This window comes from Kribbella sp. NPDC023972 (assembly GCF_040639075.1).
Taxonomy (GTDB): Bacteria; Actinomycetota; Actinomycetes; order Propionibacteriales; family Kribbellaceae; genus Kribbella.
In genome coordinates, this window is the sequence record NZ_JBEZZH010000003.1 from 589,962 (window position 1) to 605,473 (window position 15,512).

A 15,512-nucleotide genomic window follows, 5' to 3' on the forward strand; every position below is an offset into this window, starting at 1 on the left:
GAGCTCCCCGCTGCGGACGGCCGACGCCATCGACAACACCCAGTCCTTCAGCCGGCGATCGAAGCGGGATCGTGGCGAGACAGCGCCAGGTAGCCGTCCGGGCGGATGAGGAACTCGTCGCCCTCTGCGGCGTGGTAGTGCTTGAAGGCTTCGGGTGACGTGTATGTCGCGTCCGGCGCATCCCGGCGTACGACCTCCACCGTGTCGCGGCTGAAGCGGAGCAGCGTCTCGTGCGGGCCGCGGAACAGGTCGAAGAGCCGCAGTTTGTTGCCCTGAGCATCCACCAGGGGTGCGTCGGGTGCGCGGTCTCCGGGCGCGATCGGGCGGGGGTCGGCCGGGTCGCGGTAGGAGACGTCGAGCTGGCGAGTGTTCTCGCCGCGCTCCATCGCGCTCTGGTCGCCATCGACGTACTGCTGCAGCAGTTCCTCGCTGATCCCCAGCACCCGCATCGCGTTGGTACGACGCTCACTCTCGTACGTCGCCAGCACCTCCGGACGCCCGTCGGCCAGCTTCCAGCCGAGGTTGTACGCGTCCTGGACACCCGTGTTGAGGCCTTGACCACCGGTCGGCGGGTGAACGTGCGCGGCATCACCGGCGATGAACACGCGCCCAACCTGGAACCGGGCGGCCAGCCGGACGTTCGGCCGCCACACAGTCGCCCAGGTCAGCTCGCGGAGCTTGGCCACACCCGGGCCGGCGTACTGGTCGAAGCGTTCCTGCAGAGTCTCGAGCGACGGATCCACCTGATCGTCGTCCAGCGGCGCGCCGAACTGGAACTGGTCTCCGCCGGACAGCGGTGTCAGCGCGATCCCTGCCATCGGATTGTCCCGCCTCGCGAACCAGTAGCCGTACTCGTGGTCGAGCCCGTCCGCGGCAACATCGCCGAGCAGCATCCGGATCGACTCGTCCGTCGTACCCTCGAATGCGATCCCAAGGTGCTTGCGGACGAAGCTCCGCCCGCCATCCGCACCGACCAGGTACTCCGCTTCGACCGTCTCACCGGTCGACAACTCGGCCTTCACGAGGTCGTCGTACTGGGTGAAACCGACGATCGCGGTGCCTAGCTCGACGCGTACGCCGTACTCGGCCAGCTTGTCGCGGAGGATCTGCTCGGTGCGCGACTGGCCGAGCATCCACGCATTCGGGTACGGGACGTCCGGAGTCGGGTCGAGGAGCGGAGCCATCCGGCGCTCGTCGACGAGCGTGCCATCGAGATAGACGTGCATCAGCGGTTGCGGCCGGCCTTGGCGCAGGACTTCCGCCACCACGCCGAGGTCGTCGAACACCTCCAACGTCCGCGGCTGCAACCCGTCGCCCCGGGATCCCTCGAAGTACTCCGTCGCCTTGTCGGCCAGACGTACGGCGATACCGCGCCGGGCCAGGTCAATCGCCAGGGTCAGGCCCGTCGGACCGGCACCGGCAATGAGAACTGTCATCCTTGTCTCCTTTTGGTGAATCATGATTCACTGAATCTTGATTCACTATGAGGGTCGCTAGGGTTCGGTGTCAAGGAGGTTCTGGTGACGGACGCGGTGAGCCGCCGGGAACGGGCGGCCGGGACCGAGGCGGCGTTGAAGCAGGCTGCCCGGGAGGTGTTCGCCGAGCGCGGATACCTGAACACGAAGATCACCGACATCACCGCGGCCGCGGGCCGGGCGACGGGATCGTTCTACAACCACTTCGCGAGCAAGGAAGAGCTGCTCGAGGCGCTGCTCACCGACATGCTCACGGCGGCGGACGACGTCGCACTCGACGATGCCGGTCACGACCCGGACCTCAGCAGGATCTCGTCGATCCGCTGGCACGTCGCGGCGTTCTGGCGGTTCTACCGCGAGCACCTGCCGGAGATGGTCGCGGTGAAGCAGGCGTCGATGGTCGATCCGGAGCTAGGCCGACGGCTGCGGCGGATCATGGCCGAGGACGACGCACACATGATCGACCATTTCTCGCGCCTGCCGAATCCGCCGACCGATCCGCTGGTGCAGATCTCGGCGATGAATGCGCTGATGGAGGGCTTCGCCTACACCTGGCTGGTCGTCAACCCGGCCGACGGCCGCACCATCTCCGACGAAGACGCGATCGACACCCTCACCAACCTCCTCCACCACGGGCTGGCTGGGCGAGGAGCGGACGGGCAGGCCATCACAACCGCGTGATGGCTGGGGGCCGTACGCGAGTACGCAGCCAAGCACCGCGATTGTGATGGCCTGGAGATCCGCCGCCTACTCCTCTGGGGGAGGCGGCTCGGCGCCTTCGCGTTCGTCGCGCTCGGCCCACTCGAGCAGGGTGTCCAGGGAGTAGACGTTGTCGTCGATGGTCTCGTGCAGATCGCCCAGCTCGGCGAAGCGCGCCGGCACGGTCTGGATCGTGAACGCCTTCGGGTCCACGTCGTCGATCTCGTCCCACCGGATCGGCGTCGAGACGGTGCCTTCGGGATTCCCGCGGACCGAGTACGCACTCGCGATCGTGTGATCCCGGGCGTTCTGGTTGTAGTCGACGAACAGCTTCTTCGGATCGCGGTCCTTGCGCCACCACGTCGTGGTCACGTCATCCGGGGCGCGCCGCTCGACCTCCCGCGCGAACGCCAGGGCGGCCCGTCGTACGTCGGAGAACCCGTACTCCGGCTTGACCCGGACGTAGATGTGGATGCCCGAACCACCAGATGTCTTCGGATAGCCCACGGCGCCGAGCTCGTCCAGCACCTCGTGGGCGACGTGCGCGACCCGGCGGACCCGATCGAACGGGCACTCCGGCATCGGGTCGAGGTCGATCCGCCACTCGTCGGGCTTCTCGGTGTCGGCGCGACGGGAGTTCCAGGGGTGGAACTCGACCGTCGACATCTGCACCGCCCACGCCACGTGTGCGACCTCGGTGACGCACAGCTCGTCCGCCGTCCGGTTGTACCGCGGGAACTTCACCCGCACGGTCTCCATCCACGGCGGTGCCCCGTGCGGCAGCCGCTTCTGGTGCACCTTCTCCCCGGAAACGCCCTCCGGGAACCGGTGCAGCATGCACGGCCGCTCCCGGAGCGCCCGGACGATCCCGTCGCCGACGGACAGGTAGTAGTTGACCAGATCCAGCTTGGTTTCCCCGCGCGCGGGGAAGTACACCCGGTCCGGATTGGAGATCCGGACCGTGCGCTCACCCACCTCCAGCTCGATCGCCGGAGTCTTCGCCTTCCCCGCCTTGGACTCAGCCATGCTGCCAACTTAACGGCCGTCGGGGACAACCGGCAGCAACTACGCCAGACGGGTCAGCCAGCCACGCTCGTCGGGGATGCGACCGTACTGGAGGTCCAGAAGGGTAGAGCGGATGGATTTGGTGACCGGGCCGACGCCGTAATCCACGGAGTGGTCGCCAATCGTCAGGTCTCCATCGGCCCAGGCCAGTCGGCCGATCGGGGTGATGACGGCGGCAGTCCCGGAGGCGAACACCTCGGTGATCTCACCGGTGCGTACGCCGTCCTTCCACTCGTCGGCCGAGACCCGTCGCTCCTCGACCGTGTGGCCGAGGTCGGCGGCGAGCTCGATCACCGAGGCACGGGTGACGCCGGCCAGGATCGAGCCTGACAGCTCCGGGGTGACGATGCGTCCGTCGGCGTACACGAAGAACATGTTCATGCTGCCGATCTCCTCGAGCCACTTGTGCTCGGCCGCATCGACGAAGGCCACCTGCTCGCACTGGTTGGCGACCGCTTCGGCCAGTCCGGCCAGGCTGGCCGCGTAGTTCCCACCGCACTTGGCCGCACCGGTGCCACCGGGCGTGGCGCGAATGGTCGAGGTGGTCAGCCAGATCGACACCGGCTTGGGGCCGGTGTCGAAGTACGGACCCGCGGGAGAGGCGATGACGCCGAACAGCACCTCACGAGCCGGCCGCACGCTCAGCGCCGCCTCCGTGGCGATCATGTACGGCCGCAAGTACAGACTGGTCTCGCCACCGTCCGATGCCGGCACCCAGGGCTCGTCAACTGTCACCAGCGCCCGGAGCGCCGCCACGAATGCGTCCTCGGGCACCTGCGGCAGCGCAAGCCGCTCCGCGCTCGCAGTGAACCGTGCAGCGTTGCGGTCGGGCCGGAACGCCCACACCGATCCGTTCGCGTGCCGGTACGCCTTCAGCCCTTCGAAGATCTCTTGCGCGTAGTGCAGTACCGCGGCAGCCGGGCTGACCGTGAGTGGTGCGTACGCCGTCACCTTCTGGTCGTGCCAGCCTCGGTCGGCCGTCCAGTTCGCCACCACCATGTGGTCGGTGAACGCCTGCCCGAACGCCGGCTTGGCCAGCACGGCCTCCCGCGTCTCCGCGCTGACCGGATCACTGCGCAGCTCGACCGCGAAGTCCCACGTGTCTGTCATCGTCACTCCGGGCACGTTACCCCCGTCACCGCCGTGCGCTCGACCCAGTGCCCACACTGCGGCGATCCAGGTACGCCTTACGTCCGAGGAGCTCCTGCAGGTCCCGTATCGCCGCGAGCCCCGGCTGTCTGTCGCGTACGGCGCTCAGCACTCGCGCGCCATCGTCGTACAAGTAATAGGTGTGCCACTCGTCCGGCAACTCGACCAACACTCGCAGAGCCAACGCGATACCTGCTGCGACCTCTCCGTCCACAACCAGGCACTCAGCCAACGCCATCTGCAGCCTGGCCCGCTCACCGAGCCACTCCTCCGGACACAGCTCGAGCGCCCGAGCCAACAGCACACACGCTGCCGCGCCATACCCCAGCCGCGCGCATACCCGTCCCTCAGCGCCGTGCACCTCGTACGGCGCCCAGTCGCTCAGCGGCCCGTACGACGTACTTGCCGACGGCAACTCAGCTGCGACACCGATCAACTCCTGCAGCGCTCTATGTGCTTGCTCCTGCAGCCCCAGCTCCGCCAGCACCAGCGCCTGGGCAGCGTGTGCCTGCGCAAGACACCCACCGCGAGCTGCATCCACAAGCGCCAGCCCCTCCTCAGCTGCCTCCAGCAGTTGCGTCAGCGGTCGTCGCTCGGCCAGTCCGCTGATCACCTGTTGAGCACACACCGCACTCCGGACCGACGAGTCAGCCGAGCGGTCCGCCGCCGTCCGAGCGGCCTGCCACCAGCGCTTCGCCGCACTCGCTTGCCCGAGGGCGGTCAACGTCTGTGCGGTAAGCACGCTCAGCTGCGCCGCCTCGACGGCAGACTGGGCCGGCGCCCGCGTCTGCAGGACCCGGAGATCGGTGATCAGCTCCGGCAGGAGGCCAACCGGCGGAACGCTCCGGAAGTCTCTGAGCGCCGCAATCGTCTCCAGTTGGCCGAACGCCGTGACGAGCCCGTGCCACGCCGCCTCCAACGCATCCCCCGGCCGGAAGGCCTCCGCCGAATCGGCCGGCTGCGTACCCTCCAACGGGTCAGCCGGCATGGACCGGCGCCGCCGCTCAAAGGTGCTGGTCAGCTCGGTGCCGGTGCCGAGCTCACGGTCGCAGAGCCGGGCCAGCTCGGCAGAGCCCGGTCGCTGGCCGCGCTCCACCTGCGACAAGTAGCTGTGGTCGTAGCCGACCCGCGTAGCAAGCTGCCGCAGACTCAAGCCGACCGCTTGCCTGCACTCCCTCAACTGCGCGCCAAACGCTGCCTCAGCCACAGGATCACCCCCGTTCGCAAGTACTGCGGTGCGTGCGGACGACAGTACAAGCGCTCGCCGACAAAGACCGCCCTGTGGTCTGTGGGCTGTTCACACAGCCCACAGACCACACCTGTTGCAGACAACGGGTGCCGAGCGAAGCTGCAGAAGTGAACACGATGCAGCGGCAGCCTCGACTCTTCCGGTTGGTGCGCCACACCGATGCATCTGGCGTGCGCGGCACAGGCACGCTCGCTGAAGGCGTGGAGTGGTCCGACGGCACGGTAGCCGTGCGCTGGCGCGGCCGCTGGCCCAGCACGTCCACCTGGGACGGCGGCATCGAAGCCCTCTTGGCCGCCCACGGCAACGGCGGCCGCACCCAAGTCCATTGGTACTCGAGCAGCCCACAGTCCGTCCGCAGCCGTCCGGCGCCCGCCGTCGTACCGACCGAACCGGTGTGGCTGCCGGCGCCGGCCCCCGACGGCTGCTGCTCCCGCTGCGGCCGGCCCTGGCCGTGCCCAGGCCTCTGCCTCGACAGTTGAGAACAGGTGTCAGCGACTGGCCGCGGCCAGCCAGGGATCCCGCAGGTGCCTACTGCGGGAAACCGCAGCGCAAGTGTGCGGGAATTACCCTTCCTGAAGAGTGGGTCCGCGCTGGTATGAATGAGGCATGACAGCGTCAACGACCCGCCCGGTGATCCTCACCGTGGACGACGACCCCGGCGTGTCCCGGTCGATCGCCCGCGACCTCCGCCGCCGGTACGGCGAGGAGAACCGCATCGTCCGGGCCGAGAACCCGGGACAGGCGTTGGATGCCGTCCGGGAACTCAAGCTGCGTGGCGAGCCGGTGGCCCTGCTGCTGGCCGACTACCGGATGCCCCAGATGTCCGGCATCGAGTTCCTCGAGGCCGCGATGGACCTGTTCCCGCTCGCTCGCCGCGTCCTGCTCACCGCCTACGCCGACACCGACGCGGCGATCCAGGCGATCAACGTGGTCGACCTCGACCACTACCTGCTCAAACCGTGGAACCCGCCGGAGGAGAAGCTCTACCCGGTGGTCGACGCGATGCTCGACCTGTGGAGGTCGACCCCGGAGCCGACCACCGACGAGACCCGGGTGATCGGACACCGCTGGTCGGCGCCGTCGTTCGCCGCCCGTGACTTCCTCGCCCGCAACGCCGTGCCATATCGCTGGTACGGCGTCGACGACGAGGAAAGCAAACGGTTGCTCGAAGCGGCCGGTGTGGACGGCTCGACCCTTCCGGTGGTGATCACGCCGGACGGCACCGTGATGGTGGCGCCGAGCGAGGCCGAGCTGGCGAGCAAGGTGGGTCTGTCCACGGCGCCCGCGTCGGAGTTCTACGACCTCGTCGTGGTCGGCGGTGGTCCGGCCGGTCTCGGTGCCGCTGTGTACGGCGCCAGTGAAGGGCTGCGGACCGTGTTGGTCGAGCAATTGGCGACCGGTGGTCAAGCAGGCCAGTCGAGCCGGATCGAGAACTACCTTGGCTTCCCGGATGGCGTCTCAGGTGCGCAGTTGACCGACCGGGCCCGGCGGCAGGCGGTGCGATTCGGTGCCGAGTTGCTGACGGCGCGTCAGGTGGTCGGCCTGGAGACGCTCGGGTCCGCTCGCCGGCTGCGGTTCTCCGACGGCAGTGAGATCTCGTCGCACTCGGTGATTCTGGCGACCGGTGTCTCGTACCGGACGCTCGAAGCCCCCGGTGTCGACGACCTGTGCGGCCGGGGCATCTACTACGGCTCCGCGACCACCGAGGGACCGAGCTGCACGGGCCAGGAGGTCTACATCATCGGCGGGGCGAACTCCGCCGGCCAGGCCGCGGTGTATTTCTCGAAACACGCCAAACGCGTGCATATGCTGGTCAGAGGACCATCGCTGACGGCGACGATGTCGACGTACCTGATCAATCAGATCGACGAGATCGACAACATCGAGGTCCATACCTGTACGCAGGTGGTCTCCTGCAAGGGCGCGGACCACCTCGAACGGGCAACCCTGCGGAACAGTGCGACCGGTGAGACGCGCGAGGTGGACACGGAGTGGATGTTCGTGTTCATCGGTGCGGCGCCGCGGACGGACTGGCTGCCGGGTGACCTGCTCCGTGATGAGCGCGGGTTCGTGCTCACCGGTCCGGACCTGCACGGCAAGCCGCCGGGCTGGACGCTGGAGCGGGAGCCGTACCACCTGGAGACGAGCATGCCGGGCGTGTTCGCCGCCGGGGACGTACGGGCCGAGTCGGTGAAGCGGGTCGCCTCCGCGGTCGGCGACGGAGCGATGGCCGTGACACTGGTGCACCGATACCTGGAGATGCTCTGATGACTGTAGAGATCCAGGAGCCGCGAAGGCTGACTCCTGACGAGTTGCGCACGCTCTTCCTCTTCGAGTCTCTGACCGACGAGCAGCTGCAGTGGCTGTCCGAGGTCGGGTACGTCGAGTCGGTGCACGACGGGATCGTGTTCACCGAGGGAGATCCGGCCACGTGCTGCTACATCCTGCTGTCCGGTGAGCTCCGGCTCTGCAAGCTGTCGCACGGCGAAGAGGTGGAGATCAACCGGACCCGTCAGCGCGGTGTCTACGCCGGTGCCTTCAACGCCTTCTTCGGCGCCGACGACCGGAAGGCCTACACCGCAACGATGCGGGTGACCGAGCCGTCGGAGTTCTTCGTGATCAGCGCCGCCACCATGGCGACGATGATGAACACCTGGTTCCCGATGGCGGTGCACCTCATCGAGGGCTTCATCATGGGCATGCGCCGGACCAACGAGACGCTGGGGGAGCGCGAGCGGTTGCTTGCCCTCGGCTCCTTGTCGGCGGGTCTCACCCACGAGCTCAACAACCCGGCCGCTGCGGCAGTCCGGGCCGCGGCGACACTGCGGCAGCGGGTCGCGGGGATGCGTTCCAAGCTGGCGATGCTTGCCGACGGCACCTTGGACGCCACCAAGCTGCACCAGATCGTCGAGCTGCAGGAGGCGGCGGTCGAGCGGCTGGACAAGACGAAGGACAAGGACATCTCGCCGATGGAGCTGTCCGACGCCGAGGACTCGTTGACCGACTGGCTCGACGATCACGACGTCCAGGCGAGCTGGGATGTCGCACCGGTCCTGGCCGCGGCGGGGCTGGACGTGGCGTGGATGGAGGACGTGCTCACCGCGGTCGGGCCGAAGTACCTCGAGGGTGCCGTCCGCTGGTTGATGTACACGATCGACACCGAGTCGCTGATGAATGAGATCGACGACTCCGTGACCCGGATCTCGACGCTGGTCGGTGCCGCGAAGCAGTACTCGCAGATCGACAGAGCGCCGTACCAGGTCGTCGATCTGCGCGAGCTGCTGAAGTCCACCCTGGTGATGATGTCGGGCAAGCTGCAGGGGCTGGAGGTGGTGAAGGACTTCGATCCGGAACTGCCACCGATCCCGGCGTACGCGGCCGAGCTCAACCAGGTGTGGACCAACATCATCGACAACGCGGTCAGCGCGATGGGCGGATCGGGAACGCTGACGATCCGGACCAAGAAGGACGGCGCCTACGCCGTCGTCGAGATCGGCGACACCGGGCCGGGCATCCCACCCGAGATCCGGCGCCGCATCTTCGAGCCGTTCTTCACCACCAAACCCATCGGCGAAGGCACTGGCCTCGGCCTCGACATCTCCTGGCGCATCGTGGTGAAGAAACACCACGGCGACCTCCGCGTCGAATCCCAACCCGGCGACACCCGCTTCAAGATCGTCCTCCCGCTCGACCCCGAAAGCGAGGACCCCGACCTCCTCACCTAGCAGGCAGGCACTCGCGCCCTCCAGCCGGCACACCCGCGCTCGCTACCTGTTCAGCAGCTCGATCCGCAACGGCGAACTCATCGGCGAACGCTGAGCTGGGCGCGGTGTTGTCGGTCGGCAACGCTGGGCTGGGCGAGCTGACGACGCTGAGCTGGGCGTCCTGTGCCGGTCGGCAACGCTCGGTTGGGCGCGCTGGCGACGCTGGGCTGGGCGTCCTGTTGTCGGCCGGCTCTGCTGGGCTGGGCGCCGTAGTGACGGCGCTGGGCTGGGCGGCCTGTCAGTTGGGGAACGCTGAGGTGGGTGGTGTTAGTCCTGGCTCTCCTTGGTCGGGGGTTGGGGGGTGTCGTTGCGGTCGGAGTCCGGTTGCGCGCCCTCGTCGTGCCGGACTTCCTGGCCGGTGAGGTTGACCTCGCCGCGTTCGAGGGCTTCGTTGACCTCGGTGTCGGTGACTTCTGCTGGGTCCTCGTGGGTCGAGGGAGTCAATCCCTCGTAGGGGCCACTGGGGCTGGTCATGGCCGTCCTCCGTTCGTCGGCGCTGTACACATCCCCAGTGCCCCACTACGAGCAGGTTCTATCCAGCCGCGGCCCGAGCGGCGTTGACCAGGCCGGCGCCGAAGAACGAGTTGTGGTTGGCGCTGCCGTAGCAGCGTTGCCGGTCGTCGTCCTCGTCGATCGGTTGCCAGTTCGCCGGACAGGCCAGCGGAGTCGCCGTACGCTGCAAAGCTGATGCGACCGCCCCCGGCGACCAGCCGGGATGCCTCTCCACGATCAGAGCCGCGACGCCCGCCGCGTGCGGAGCAGACATCGACGTGCCGTTCAGGTAGCCGTAGCGGGCGCCATGGTCGACAACGGTGATGCCGGGAAGTGCAGGCTCGAGCGGGTCGAACGCGTCCCAGATCACCGATGGCGTGTTCGGCAGGGCAGCCAGTACGGCGTCCTGCACGGTGCCGGTGGCCGAGAAGTAGTCGCCCCCGGGTGCCGTGACCTCCACGACGCCCATACCGACCGAGGAGTACTCCGCGATCACTGTGTCGTAGCCGGGGTATCCGACCGGTCCGGTGGCGGATACGGTCACCACACCGGGCAACTCGGCCGGTGCGACGCGGCAGTTGTTCCGTACCCGGCGAGTCTCGGCAGAGTCCGGCGGGTAGTCAGGGCTGATCTCGTCGATCGTCGGGTGCTGCAGGTCGTCGGCCTCGTTACCGGCCGACGCCACCAGCAGAACACCGCGCTGTTGGGCGTACCGCGCAGCGGCCTTCAGCTCCTGCAGCATGGCCCGTTGTCCGGCCTCGTTCTGGCAGTAGTACAGGTACGGGTCGGCGAACAGGCTCATGTTCACGACGTCGAGGCGTTGGTCGCCGGCGTATCGGAGCGCGGCCGCGACGGAGTCGCCGAAGCAGTAACCCTCCGCCGTGCAGGCCTTCAACGCCACCAGTGTCGCTTCCGGAGCGACACCCGCGACACCGATGCCGTTGATCGGCGACGCGATGATCGACGCCACGTGAGTCCCGTGACCGTAGAAGTCCCGCAGCGCGGCCTTGTTCGTGCAGCTCGTGGCGACCTCTGCCGGCAGCGCGGTCGGCGTACCCGGGCGGATGAACGAGCAGGACGCGGCCAGGTCGAGGTTGGGCGCGATGTCCGGGTGCGTTGCGTCGATGCCGCTGTCGATGACACCTACCCGTACGCCGTCGCCGGTGGCGTTGGCCCGGGCCGAGGCGTCGGCGTCGATGATCGCCATGTTCCATTGGCAGGCCGCGAGTGGTTCGGTGCTCGGAGTGTCGTAGACATCTCCGAACAGGTCCTCGCAGATGGCCAGCAGTTCTCCTGGTGTGGCAGCGGTGACCCCGGTGGGGGCAGCCGCTGCGGAAGCCTGACCCGCCAGACAGAGTGTGGCGGTCGAGATCAGCGCAACTACTGCGCGACGAATATTCATGGGCAACCTTCCCCCTCAGCCGATTGCTATAAGTGGGGACGGTACGCCGAGGAGGCTTCTGCCGGAAGTGGAAGTGACCGCACACTGCCCGCACCCGTTCGGCATGGACACGGTGCGCGCATCCTCGGTTCCTCTCCGTGCTGATGCGGCGGGCGGCCGCCGCCTGACGCGGTCAGCGCAGGGCGGTGCCTTGGGTGTGGGTCAGGAGGGTGAGGTCGCTGCGCGTGGGAAGCGATTCCCAGTCGCCAGTGGCGGTGACACAGAAGGCGCCGGAGGTGGTCGCGCGGTCGAGGCGGTGTTCGGGGGAGAGTCCGTCGAGCGTGGCGGAGAGGTAGCCGGACACGAAGGCGTCGCCGGCGCCGATGCTGTCGACGACGGTGACGGGGAGGGCGGGGCGGTGGATGGTTCCGTCCGCGGTGTGGGCCCAGGCGCCCTTGCCGCCGGCGGTGACGATCACCTGGTTGATGGTGCCGGCGGCGACGAGTTCGCGTACCGGGTCGGCGGCGTCGGTGAGGAGGTCGAGTTCGTCGTCCGAGGCGAAGACGGTCTGGACATGGGGAAGGAGTTCGCGCAGCGCGGTCGCGGCCTCGGCGCGGGACCAGAGGCGGGCGCGGTAGTTGACGTCGAGCGAGACCTGGACGCCTGCCTCGAAGGCTGTGCGTACGGCGGCCAGCGTCGCGGCGCGGGTGCTCTCGGAGAGGGCCGGGGTGATGCCGGTGACGTGAAGCAGGCGTGGTCGGGTGGCCTCGATCGCGGCGATGGTTTCGTCGGGCGTGATGGTCGAGCCGGCCGAGCCGCGACGGTGGTAGCTGACCCGGGTGATGTCGTGCGACGGCTGGTCGAACGCGATGAAGCCGGTGAACGACTCGTCCGAGAACCGCAGCCGGCTGGTGTCGACGCCCTCGGCTCGCAGGGTGCGCTGGATCAGCCGGCCGGGCTCGTCGTTGCCTACGGCACCTAGCCACGCGGCCTGATGGCCGAGCCGGGACAGGCCGATAGCGACGTTGCTCTCCGAACCCGCGATCGACAGGTGGGCGTCGCCGCCGAGCCGCATCGGGCGGGCGGTCCGCAGCGAGACCATCGTCTCGCCGATGGTGAGGAGGTCGGTCATCATGGGCGAGGGGCGTCGACGGCGGCGAGGAAGTTCTTGGCTCTCTCGGCCAGGGCGGATTGGGAGCCGCCGGTGGCGGCATCGCCCAGGAGCGGGGAGGCTACGCCTACTGCCAGGGCACCGGCGGCGAGGTACTCGGGGGCGCTCTGGGCGTCGACCCCGCCGACGGCGATGAGCGGCGCATCAGGGAGTGGGCCGCGGAGCTCGCGGAGGTAGCCGGGGCCATAGACCTTGGCCGGGAAGATCTTGACCGCAGTGGCGCCGAGGTCCAGAGCGGCGACCACCTCGGTCGGGGTGAGGGCGCCGCAGAGGACCGGCAGGCCCAGCTCGACGCTGCGGTGGGCGCCGCGGGTGATCGCCGGCGTGACCGCGAAACCCGCGCCGGCGGCCGCGACCGCGTCGGCCTGGGCGGGGGTGACGACGGTGCCCGCGCCGATCAAGATGGACGCGTCGTACTCGGCGCGCGCCTTCGCGATCGCGTCGACCCCGCCCGGAGTGGTGAGCGAGATCTCGAGGGCGGTGATACCCGCGTCGACGAGGGTGTGAACGCACTCCAGAGCGCGGTCGGGGTCGTCGGTGCGGATGATGGCGAGCACCTTGCGGCGCTGGAGTTCGGCAAGCAGATCCATGATTCCTCCTCAGGGCTCACGCTATTGGATCGATCAACACATAGGACGTCCCATGTCCTTGGTTTTGGACACGGGGGAAGTGGAGAAGTTTCGGAGTAAGCAACACCGCCCGTTGTTTACTTTCCGTTGCTTTGGAGGCATCCGCCCATGCCCAAACGCCTCAGCTTCCTCCCCGCGCTCGTTCTCCTGATCCCTGTCCCGCCGGCCGCAGCGCGACCAGCCACCGAGCCGCAGCAAACGGTCGAGCCAACCGCCATCACCCAGACTGTGCTCTTCAACAGAGGTGACGCGGGATACGGCTGCTACCGGATTCCCGCCATCGTGAAGACCAAGGCCGGGACCCTGCTCGCGTTCGCCGAAGCCCGACGGGCCTGGTGTGCGGACTCTCAGGAGATCGACCTGGTGATGCGCCGATCCGACGACGACGGCCGGACCTGGTCGCCGACGCAGATCGTGCTCTCCGGGACCGACTCCGACCCGAACGCTGTCGCGACCCGCGGCAACCCGGCGCCGATTGTCGACTACGAGACCGGCCGGATCGTGCTGCTCACCACTATGGATCCCGGTACGACAAGCCGTCCGCGTACGCCGTACGTGCAGGTCAGTGATGATGACGGCCGGACGTGGAGTAAGGCCAGGAACATCGCTGGCGAGATCGACGACCCTGCCTGGGGCTGGTACGCGACCGGACCGGTGCATGGCATCCAGTTGACCCGTGGTGCGTACGCCGGACGGTTGGTCGCCGGCACCAACTACGACAACGGCAGCGGCCGTGCCGCGGGGCAGTTGGTCTACAGCGACGATCACGGCGAGACCTGGCACAAGGGTGCGACCGACCTGCGCTCCGACGGCGCCGTACCGCAGGAGATCAGTGTCGTCGAGAAGGTTGACGGCGGCATCTATGCCGTTGCCCGGAACAACGCGGGCGCGGCCGGCGCCAGCCGGATGTTTGCGGTGAGCAACGACGGTGGTCAGACGTACGTCGCGCCGTACGCAACGATCGCCGGGCTGACAACGCCCGTCGTGCAGACCTCGCTGCAGCGGCTGCGGGCGGTCGATCGGGGCGACAAGTACAACCGCATCCTGTTCGCCGGGCCGGCCGATCCGGAGCGGCGCCGGTACATGACCATCCGGTCCAGCTTCGACGAGGGCAGGACCTGGCAGTCCGTTGCTGAAGGCACCAGGATCACCAGCGATTGGTCCGGGTACTCCGACATGGCCATCCTGGACACCGGTGAGATCGGGCTGCTGTACGAGGGCGGCACGGTGGACGCGCGTGACCAGATCCGGTTCGCGCGCTTCACCGAGACAGACATCGGACACCCGGACGCGCCACTCGGTACGACGACGCCCGACGTCTCCGGGTTCGGCAACCACAGCTACCTGCGCGGCGGGACGACCGCGGTCACCGGGAAGTTCGGGCAGGCCCGAGATCTCGACGGAGTCGACGACGCGATCCAGTTGCCGTACGCGGAGTCGCTCGCCGTCGGCGCCGGCGACTTCACCGCGATGGCGTGGATCAAGTACGACGCGAGTACGGCGTACCAGGCGATCTTCTGGGGCTACGGCATGAACGAGTTCTCGCAGTTCTGGCTTCGGGCCGAACCGGCGGACAGCAGGATCCGCGGTCTGATCACAACCAACGGCAGCACCGCCTCCGTCGCCACGAGCAAGGCCTACAACGACAACGCCTGGCATCACGTTGCTCTGCAGCGAAAGGCCGGCACGTTGTCGATCTGGGTCGACGGCGTCCAGGCCGCCAGTGTCGCGGCCCCGACCGGGTCGGTCAGCCCGGCGCGGCCGTTCAAGATGTACGTCGGCCAGCGGCTCGACGGCGCGCATCACTTCGACGGGTCGATGGACGAGGTCCGCCTCTACAAGCGGGCCCTGACCGCGACGGAGCTCAACAGCATCCGGACGACGAACAGCACCACGGTGGCGAACGCCGTACTCGATCTGCCGCTCGGATAGCACCATCACACCGGCCGGGCGGACACGGTCAACCGCCAGGTCAGCTCACCACTCGCCGGTACGACGGCCGCGTCGCCCGGGCCGGCTTCCGCGAGATCGACGACCCGGCCGAGCATCGGCTCCACCCCGAGACTCCGGTACGGCGCTCCGATCGGGAAGCCGGCCTGATTACGCCACAACGCAGTGGAGACTGGTTGCCCTGGGCAACTCAATTGCAGCGTCAGGACGGCGCCACGGTCTTCCACGGAGACGGTCGGGCAGTCGACCAGGACGGCGCCGATCGCGGTCCCGTCGGACGGTCCGTAGACGTTGAGTTCGAGGGAGGTCGGCCAGGTGTCGGTGATCCACGGCGCATCGGTGGGCCCGTCCCAAGGCTGGTTCCAGAGGCCGCCGTGGTCAGGTGTACCGCGGACGGTCGGGAAGCATTCGTCGAGACCCCCGGCGTCGATGAAGGCGGTGTGACCGGTGCGGGGTCCGTTCAGCAAACCTGGTCCCTGCCAAAGCCA

At 68.2% G+C, this 15,512-nt stretch carries 13 protein-coding genes; 4 read left to right on the top strand and 9 right to left on the bottom strand.

Translation table 11 applies throughout. The annotated features are described in order from the left end of the window. Nucleotides 1-47: 47 nt before the first annotated feature. Entirely contained in the window at nucleotides 48-1,436 is a 1,389-nt protein-coding gene (locus AB0F43_RS15980) for an FAD-dependent monooxygenase (protein WP_360476199.1), read from the bottom strand. A gap of 84 nt (nucleotides 1,437-1,520) precedes the next feature. Between AB0F43_RS15980 and AB0F43_RS15985 the strand changes: the two genes are divergently transcribed. Beyond that, nucleotides 1,521-2,156, top strand: a complete 636-nt coding sequence (locus AB0F43_RS15985; RefSeq protein WP_360476202.1) for a TetR/AcrR family transcriptional regulator — start codon at nucleotides 1,521-1,523, stop codon at nucleotides 2,154-2,156. 66 nt (nucleotides 2,157-2,222) lie between these two features. Here the strand turns inward: AB0F43_RS15985 and ligD are convergent, their stop codons facing one another. From ligD to AB0F43_RS16000, 3 genes are read right to left on the bottom strand one after another with little or no spacing between them, the layout of a single operon-like run. Beyond that, nucleotides 2,223-3,200, bottom strand: a complete 978-nt coding sequence (gene ligD, locus AB0F43_RS15990) for a non-homologous end-joining DNA ligase (protein ID WP_360476205.1) — start codon at nucleotides 3,198-3,200, stop codon at nucleotides 2,223-2,225. 39 nt (nucleotides 3,201-3,239) lie between these two features. Further along, nucleotides 3,240-4,349 carry a branched-chain amino acid aminotransferase gene (locus tag AB0F43_RS15995; RefSeq protein ID WP_360476207.1) on the bottom strand — a complete coding sequence of 370 codons (1,110 nt, stop codon included), beginning with the start codon at nucleotides 4,347-4,349 and terminating at the stop codon, nucleotides 3,240-3,242. Nucleotides 4,350-4,374: 25 nt separating this feature from the next. Next, complete coding sequence (locus AB0F43_RS16000; protein ID WP_360476210.1) at nucleotides 4,375-5,595, bottom strand: helix-turn-helix transcriptional regulator; 1,221 nt, start codon at nucleotides 5,593-5,595, stop codon at nucleotides 4,375-4,377. A 648-nt stretch (nucleotides 5,596-6,243) separates the two neighbouring features. On the opposite strand from AB0F43_RS16000, the gene AB0F43_RS16005 reads away from it, so the two are divergent. Next, nucleotides 6,244-7,905 carry an FAD-dependent oxidoreductase gene (locus tag AB0F43_RS16005; RefSeq protein ID WP_360476213.1) on the top strand — a complete coding sequence of 554 codons (1,662 nt, stop codon included), beginning with the start codon at nucleotides 6,244-6,246 and terminating at the stop codon, nucleotides 7,903-7,905. Then, on the top strand, nucleotides 7,905-9,362 hold the full coding sequence (locus AB0F43_RS16010; protein ID WP_360476216.1) for an ATP-binding protein: 1,458 nt from the start codon (nucleotides 7,905-7,907) through the stop codon (nucleotides 9,360-9,362). The genes AB0F43_RS16005 and AB0F43_RS16010 overlap by 1 nt, the downstream gene beginning before the upstream one ends. A gap of 306 nt (nucleotides 9,363-9,668) precedes the next feature. On the opposite strand, the gene AB0F43_RS16015 is transcribed toward AB0F43_RS16010, so the two are convergent. From AB0F43_RS16015 to AB0F43_RS16030, 4 genes are all read right to left on the bottom strand, one after another. After that, complete coding sequence (locus tag AB0F43_RS16015) at nucleotides 9,669-9,875, bottom strand: hypothetical protein (protein ID WP_360476218.1); 207 nt, start codon at nucleotides 9,873-9,875, stop codon at nucleotides 9,669-9,671. Between the two features lie 58 nt (nucleotides 9,876-9,933). Then, the gene (locus AB0F43_RS16020) at nucleotides 9,934-11,295 is read right to left on the bottom strand and encodes a S8 family serine peptidase (protein ID WP_360476221.1); all 1,362 of its coding nucleotides are present in this window, start codon (nucleotides 11,293-11,295) and stop codon (nucleotides 9,934-9,936) included. A 172-nt stretch (nucleotides 11,296-11,467) separates the two neighbouring features. Then, a complete protein-coding gene (locus tag AB0F43_RS16025; RefSeq protein WP_360476224.1) occupies nucleotides 11,468-12,409 on the bottom strand; it encodes a sugar kinase in 942 nt (313 codons plus the stop codon). After that, nucleotides 12,406-13,035, bottom strand: coding sequence for a bifunctional 4-hydroxy-2-oxoglutarate aldolase/2-dehydro-3-deoxy-phosphogluconate aldolase (locus AB0F43_RS16030; RefSeq protein ID WP_360476227.1), 630 nt, complete (start codon nucleotides 13,033-13,035; stop codon nucleotides 12,406-12,408). Before AB0F43_RS16030 ends, AB0F43_RS16025 begins: the two co-directional genes overlap by 4 nt. A 147-nt stretch (nucleotides 13,036-13,182) precedes the next feature. Here AB0F43_RS16030 and AB0F43_RS16035 point away from each other — a divergent pair, with 147 nt between their 5' ends. Next, complete coding sequence (locus AB0F43_RS16035; protein WP_360476230.1) at nucleotides 13,183-15,006, top strand: sialidase family protein; 1,824 nt, start codon at nucleotides 13,183-13,185, stop codon at nucleotides 15,004-15,006. Nucleotides 15,007-15,011: 5 nt separating this feature from the next. On the opposite strand, the gene AB0F43_RS16040 is transcribed toward AB0F43_RS16035, so the two are convergent. Then, the gene (locus AB0F43_RS16040; protein WP_360476233.1) at nucleotides 15,012-15,491 is read right to left on the bottom strand and encodes a hypothetical protein; all 480 of its coding nucleotides are present in this window, start codon (nucleotides 15,489-15,491) and stop codon (nucleotides 15,012-15,014) included. Between the last annotated feature and the right edge of the window lie 21 nt (nucleotides 15,492-15,512).

What these genes read in the sequence shown, in the direction of transcription:
- AB0F43_RS16025 (WP_360476224.1), bottom strand. Translation starts at nt 12,409, where the DNA reads ATGATGACCGACCTCCTCACCATCGGCGAGACGATGGTCTCGCTGCGG.
- AB0F43_RS16035 (WP_360476230.1), top strand. Translation starts at nt 13,183, where the DNA reads ATGCCCAAACGCCTCAGCTTCCTCCCCGCGCTCGTTCTCCTGATCCCT.
- AB0F43_RS16030 (WP_360476227.1), bottom strand. Translation starts at nt 13,035, where the DNA reads ATGGATCTGCTTGCCGAACTCCAGCGCCGCAAGGTGCTCGCCATCATC.
- ligD (WP_360476205.1), bottom strand. Translation starts at nt 3,200, where the DNA reads ATGGCTGAGTCCAAGGCGGGGAAGGCGAAGACTCCGGCGATCGAGCTG.
- AB0F43_RS16005 (WP_360476213.1), top strand. Translation starts at nt 6,244, where the DNA reads ATGACAGCGTCAACGACCCGCCCGGTGATCCTCACCGTGGACGACGAC.
- AB0F43_RS15980 (WP_360476199.1), bottom strand. Translation starts at nt 1,436, where the DNA reads ATGACAGTTCTCATTGCCGGTGCCGGTCCGACGGGCCTGACCCTGGCG.
- AB0F43_RS16010 (WP_360476216.1), top strand. Translation starts at nt 7,905, where the DNA reads ATGACTGTAGAGATCCAGGAGCCGCGAAGGCTGACTCCTGACGAGTTG.
- AB0F43_RS16015 (WP_360476218.1), bottom strand. Translation starts at nt 9,875, where the DNA reads ATGACCAGCCCCAGTGGCCCCTACGAGGGATTGACTCCCTCGACCCAC.
- AB0F43_RS15995 (WP_360476207.1), bottom strand. Translation starts at nt 4,349, where the DNA reads ATGACAGACACGTGGGACTTCGCGGTCGAGCTGCGCAGTGATCCGGTC.
- AB0F43_RS16020 (WP_360476221.1), bottom strand. Translation starts at nt 11,295, where the DNA reads ATGAATATTCGTCGCGCAGTAGTTGCGCTGATCTCGACCGCCACACTC.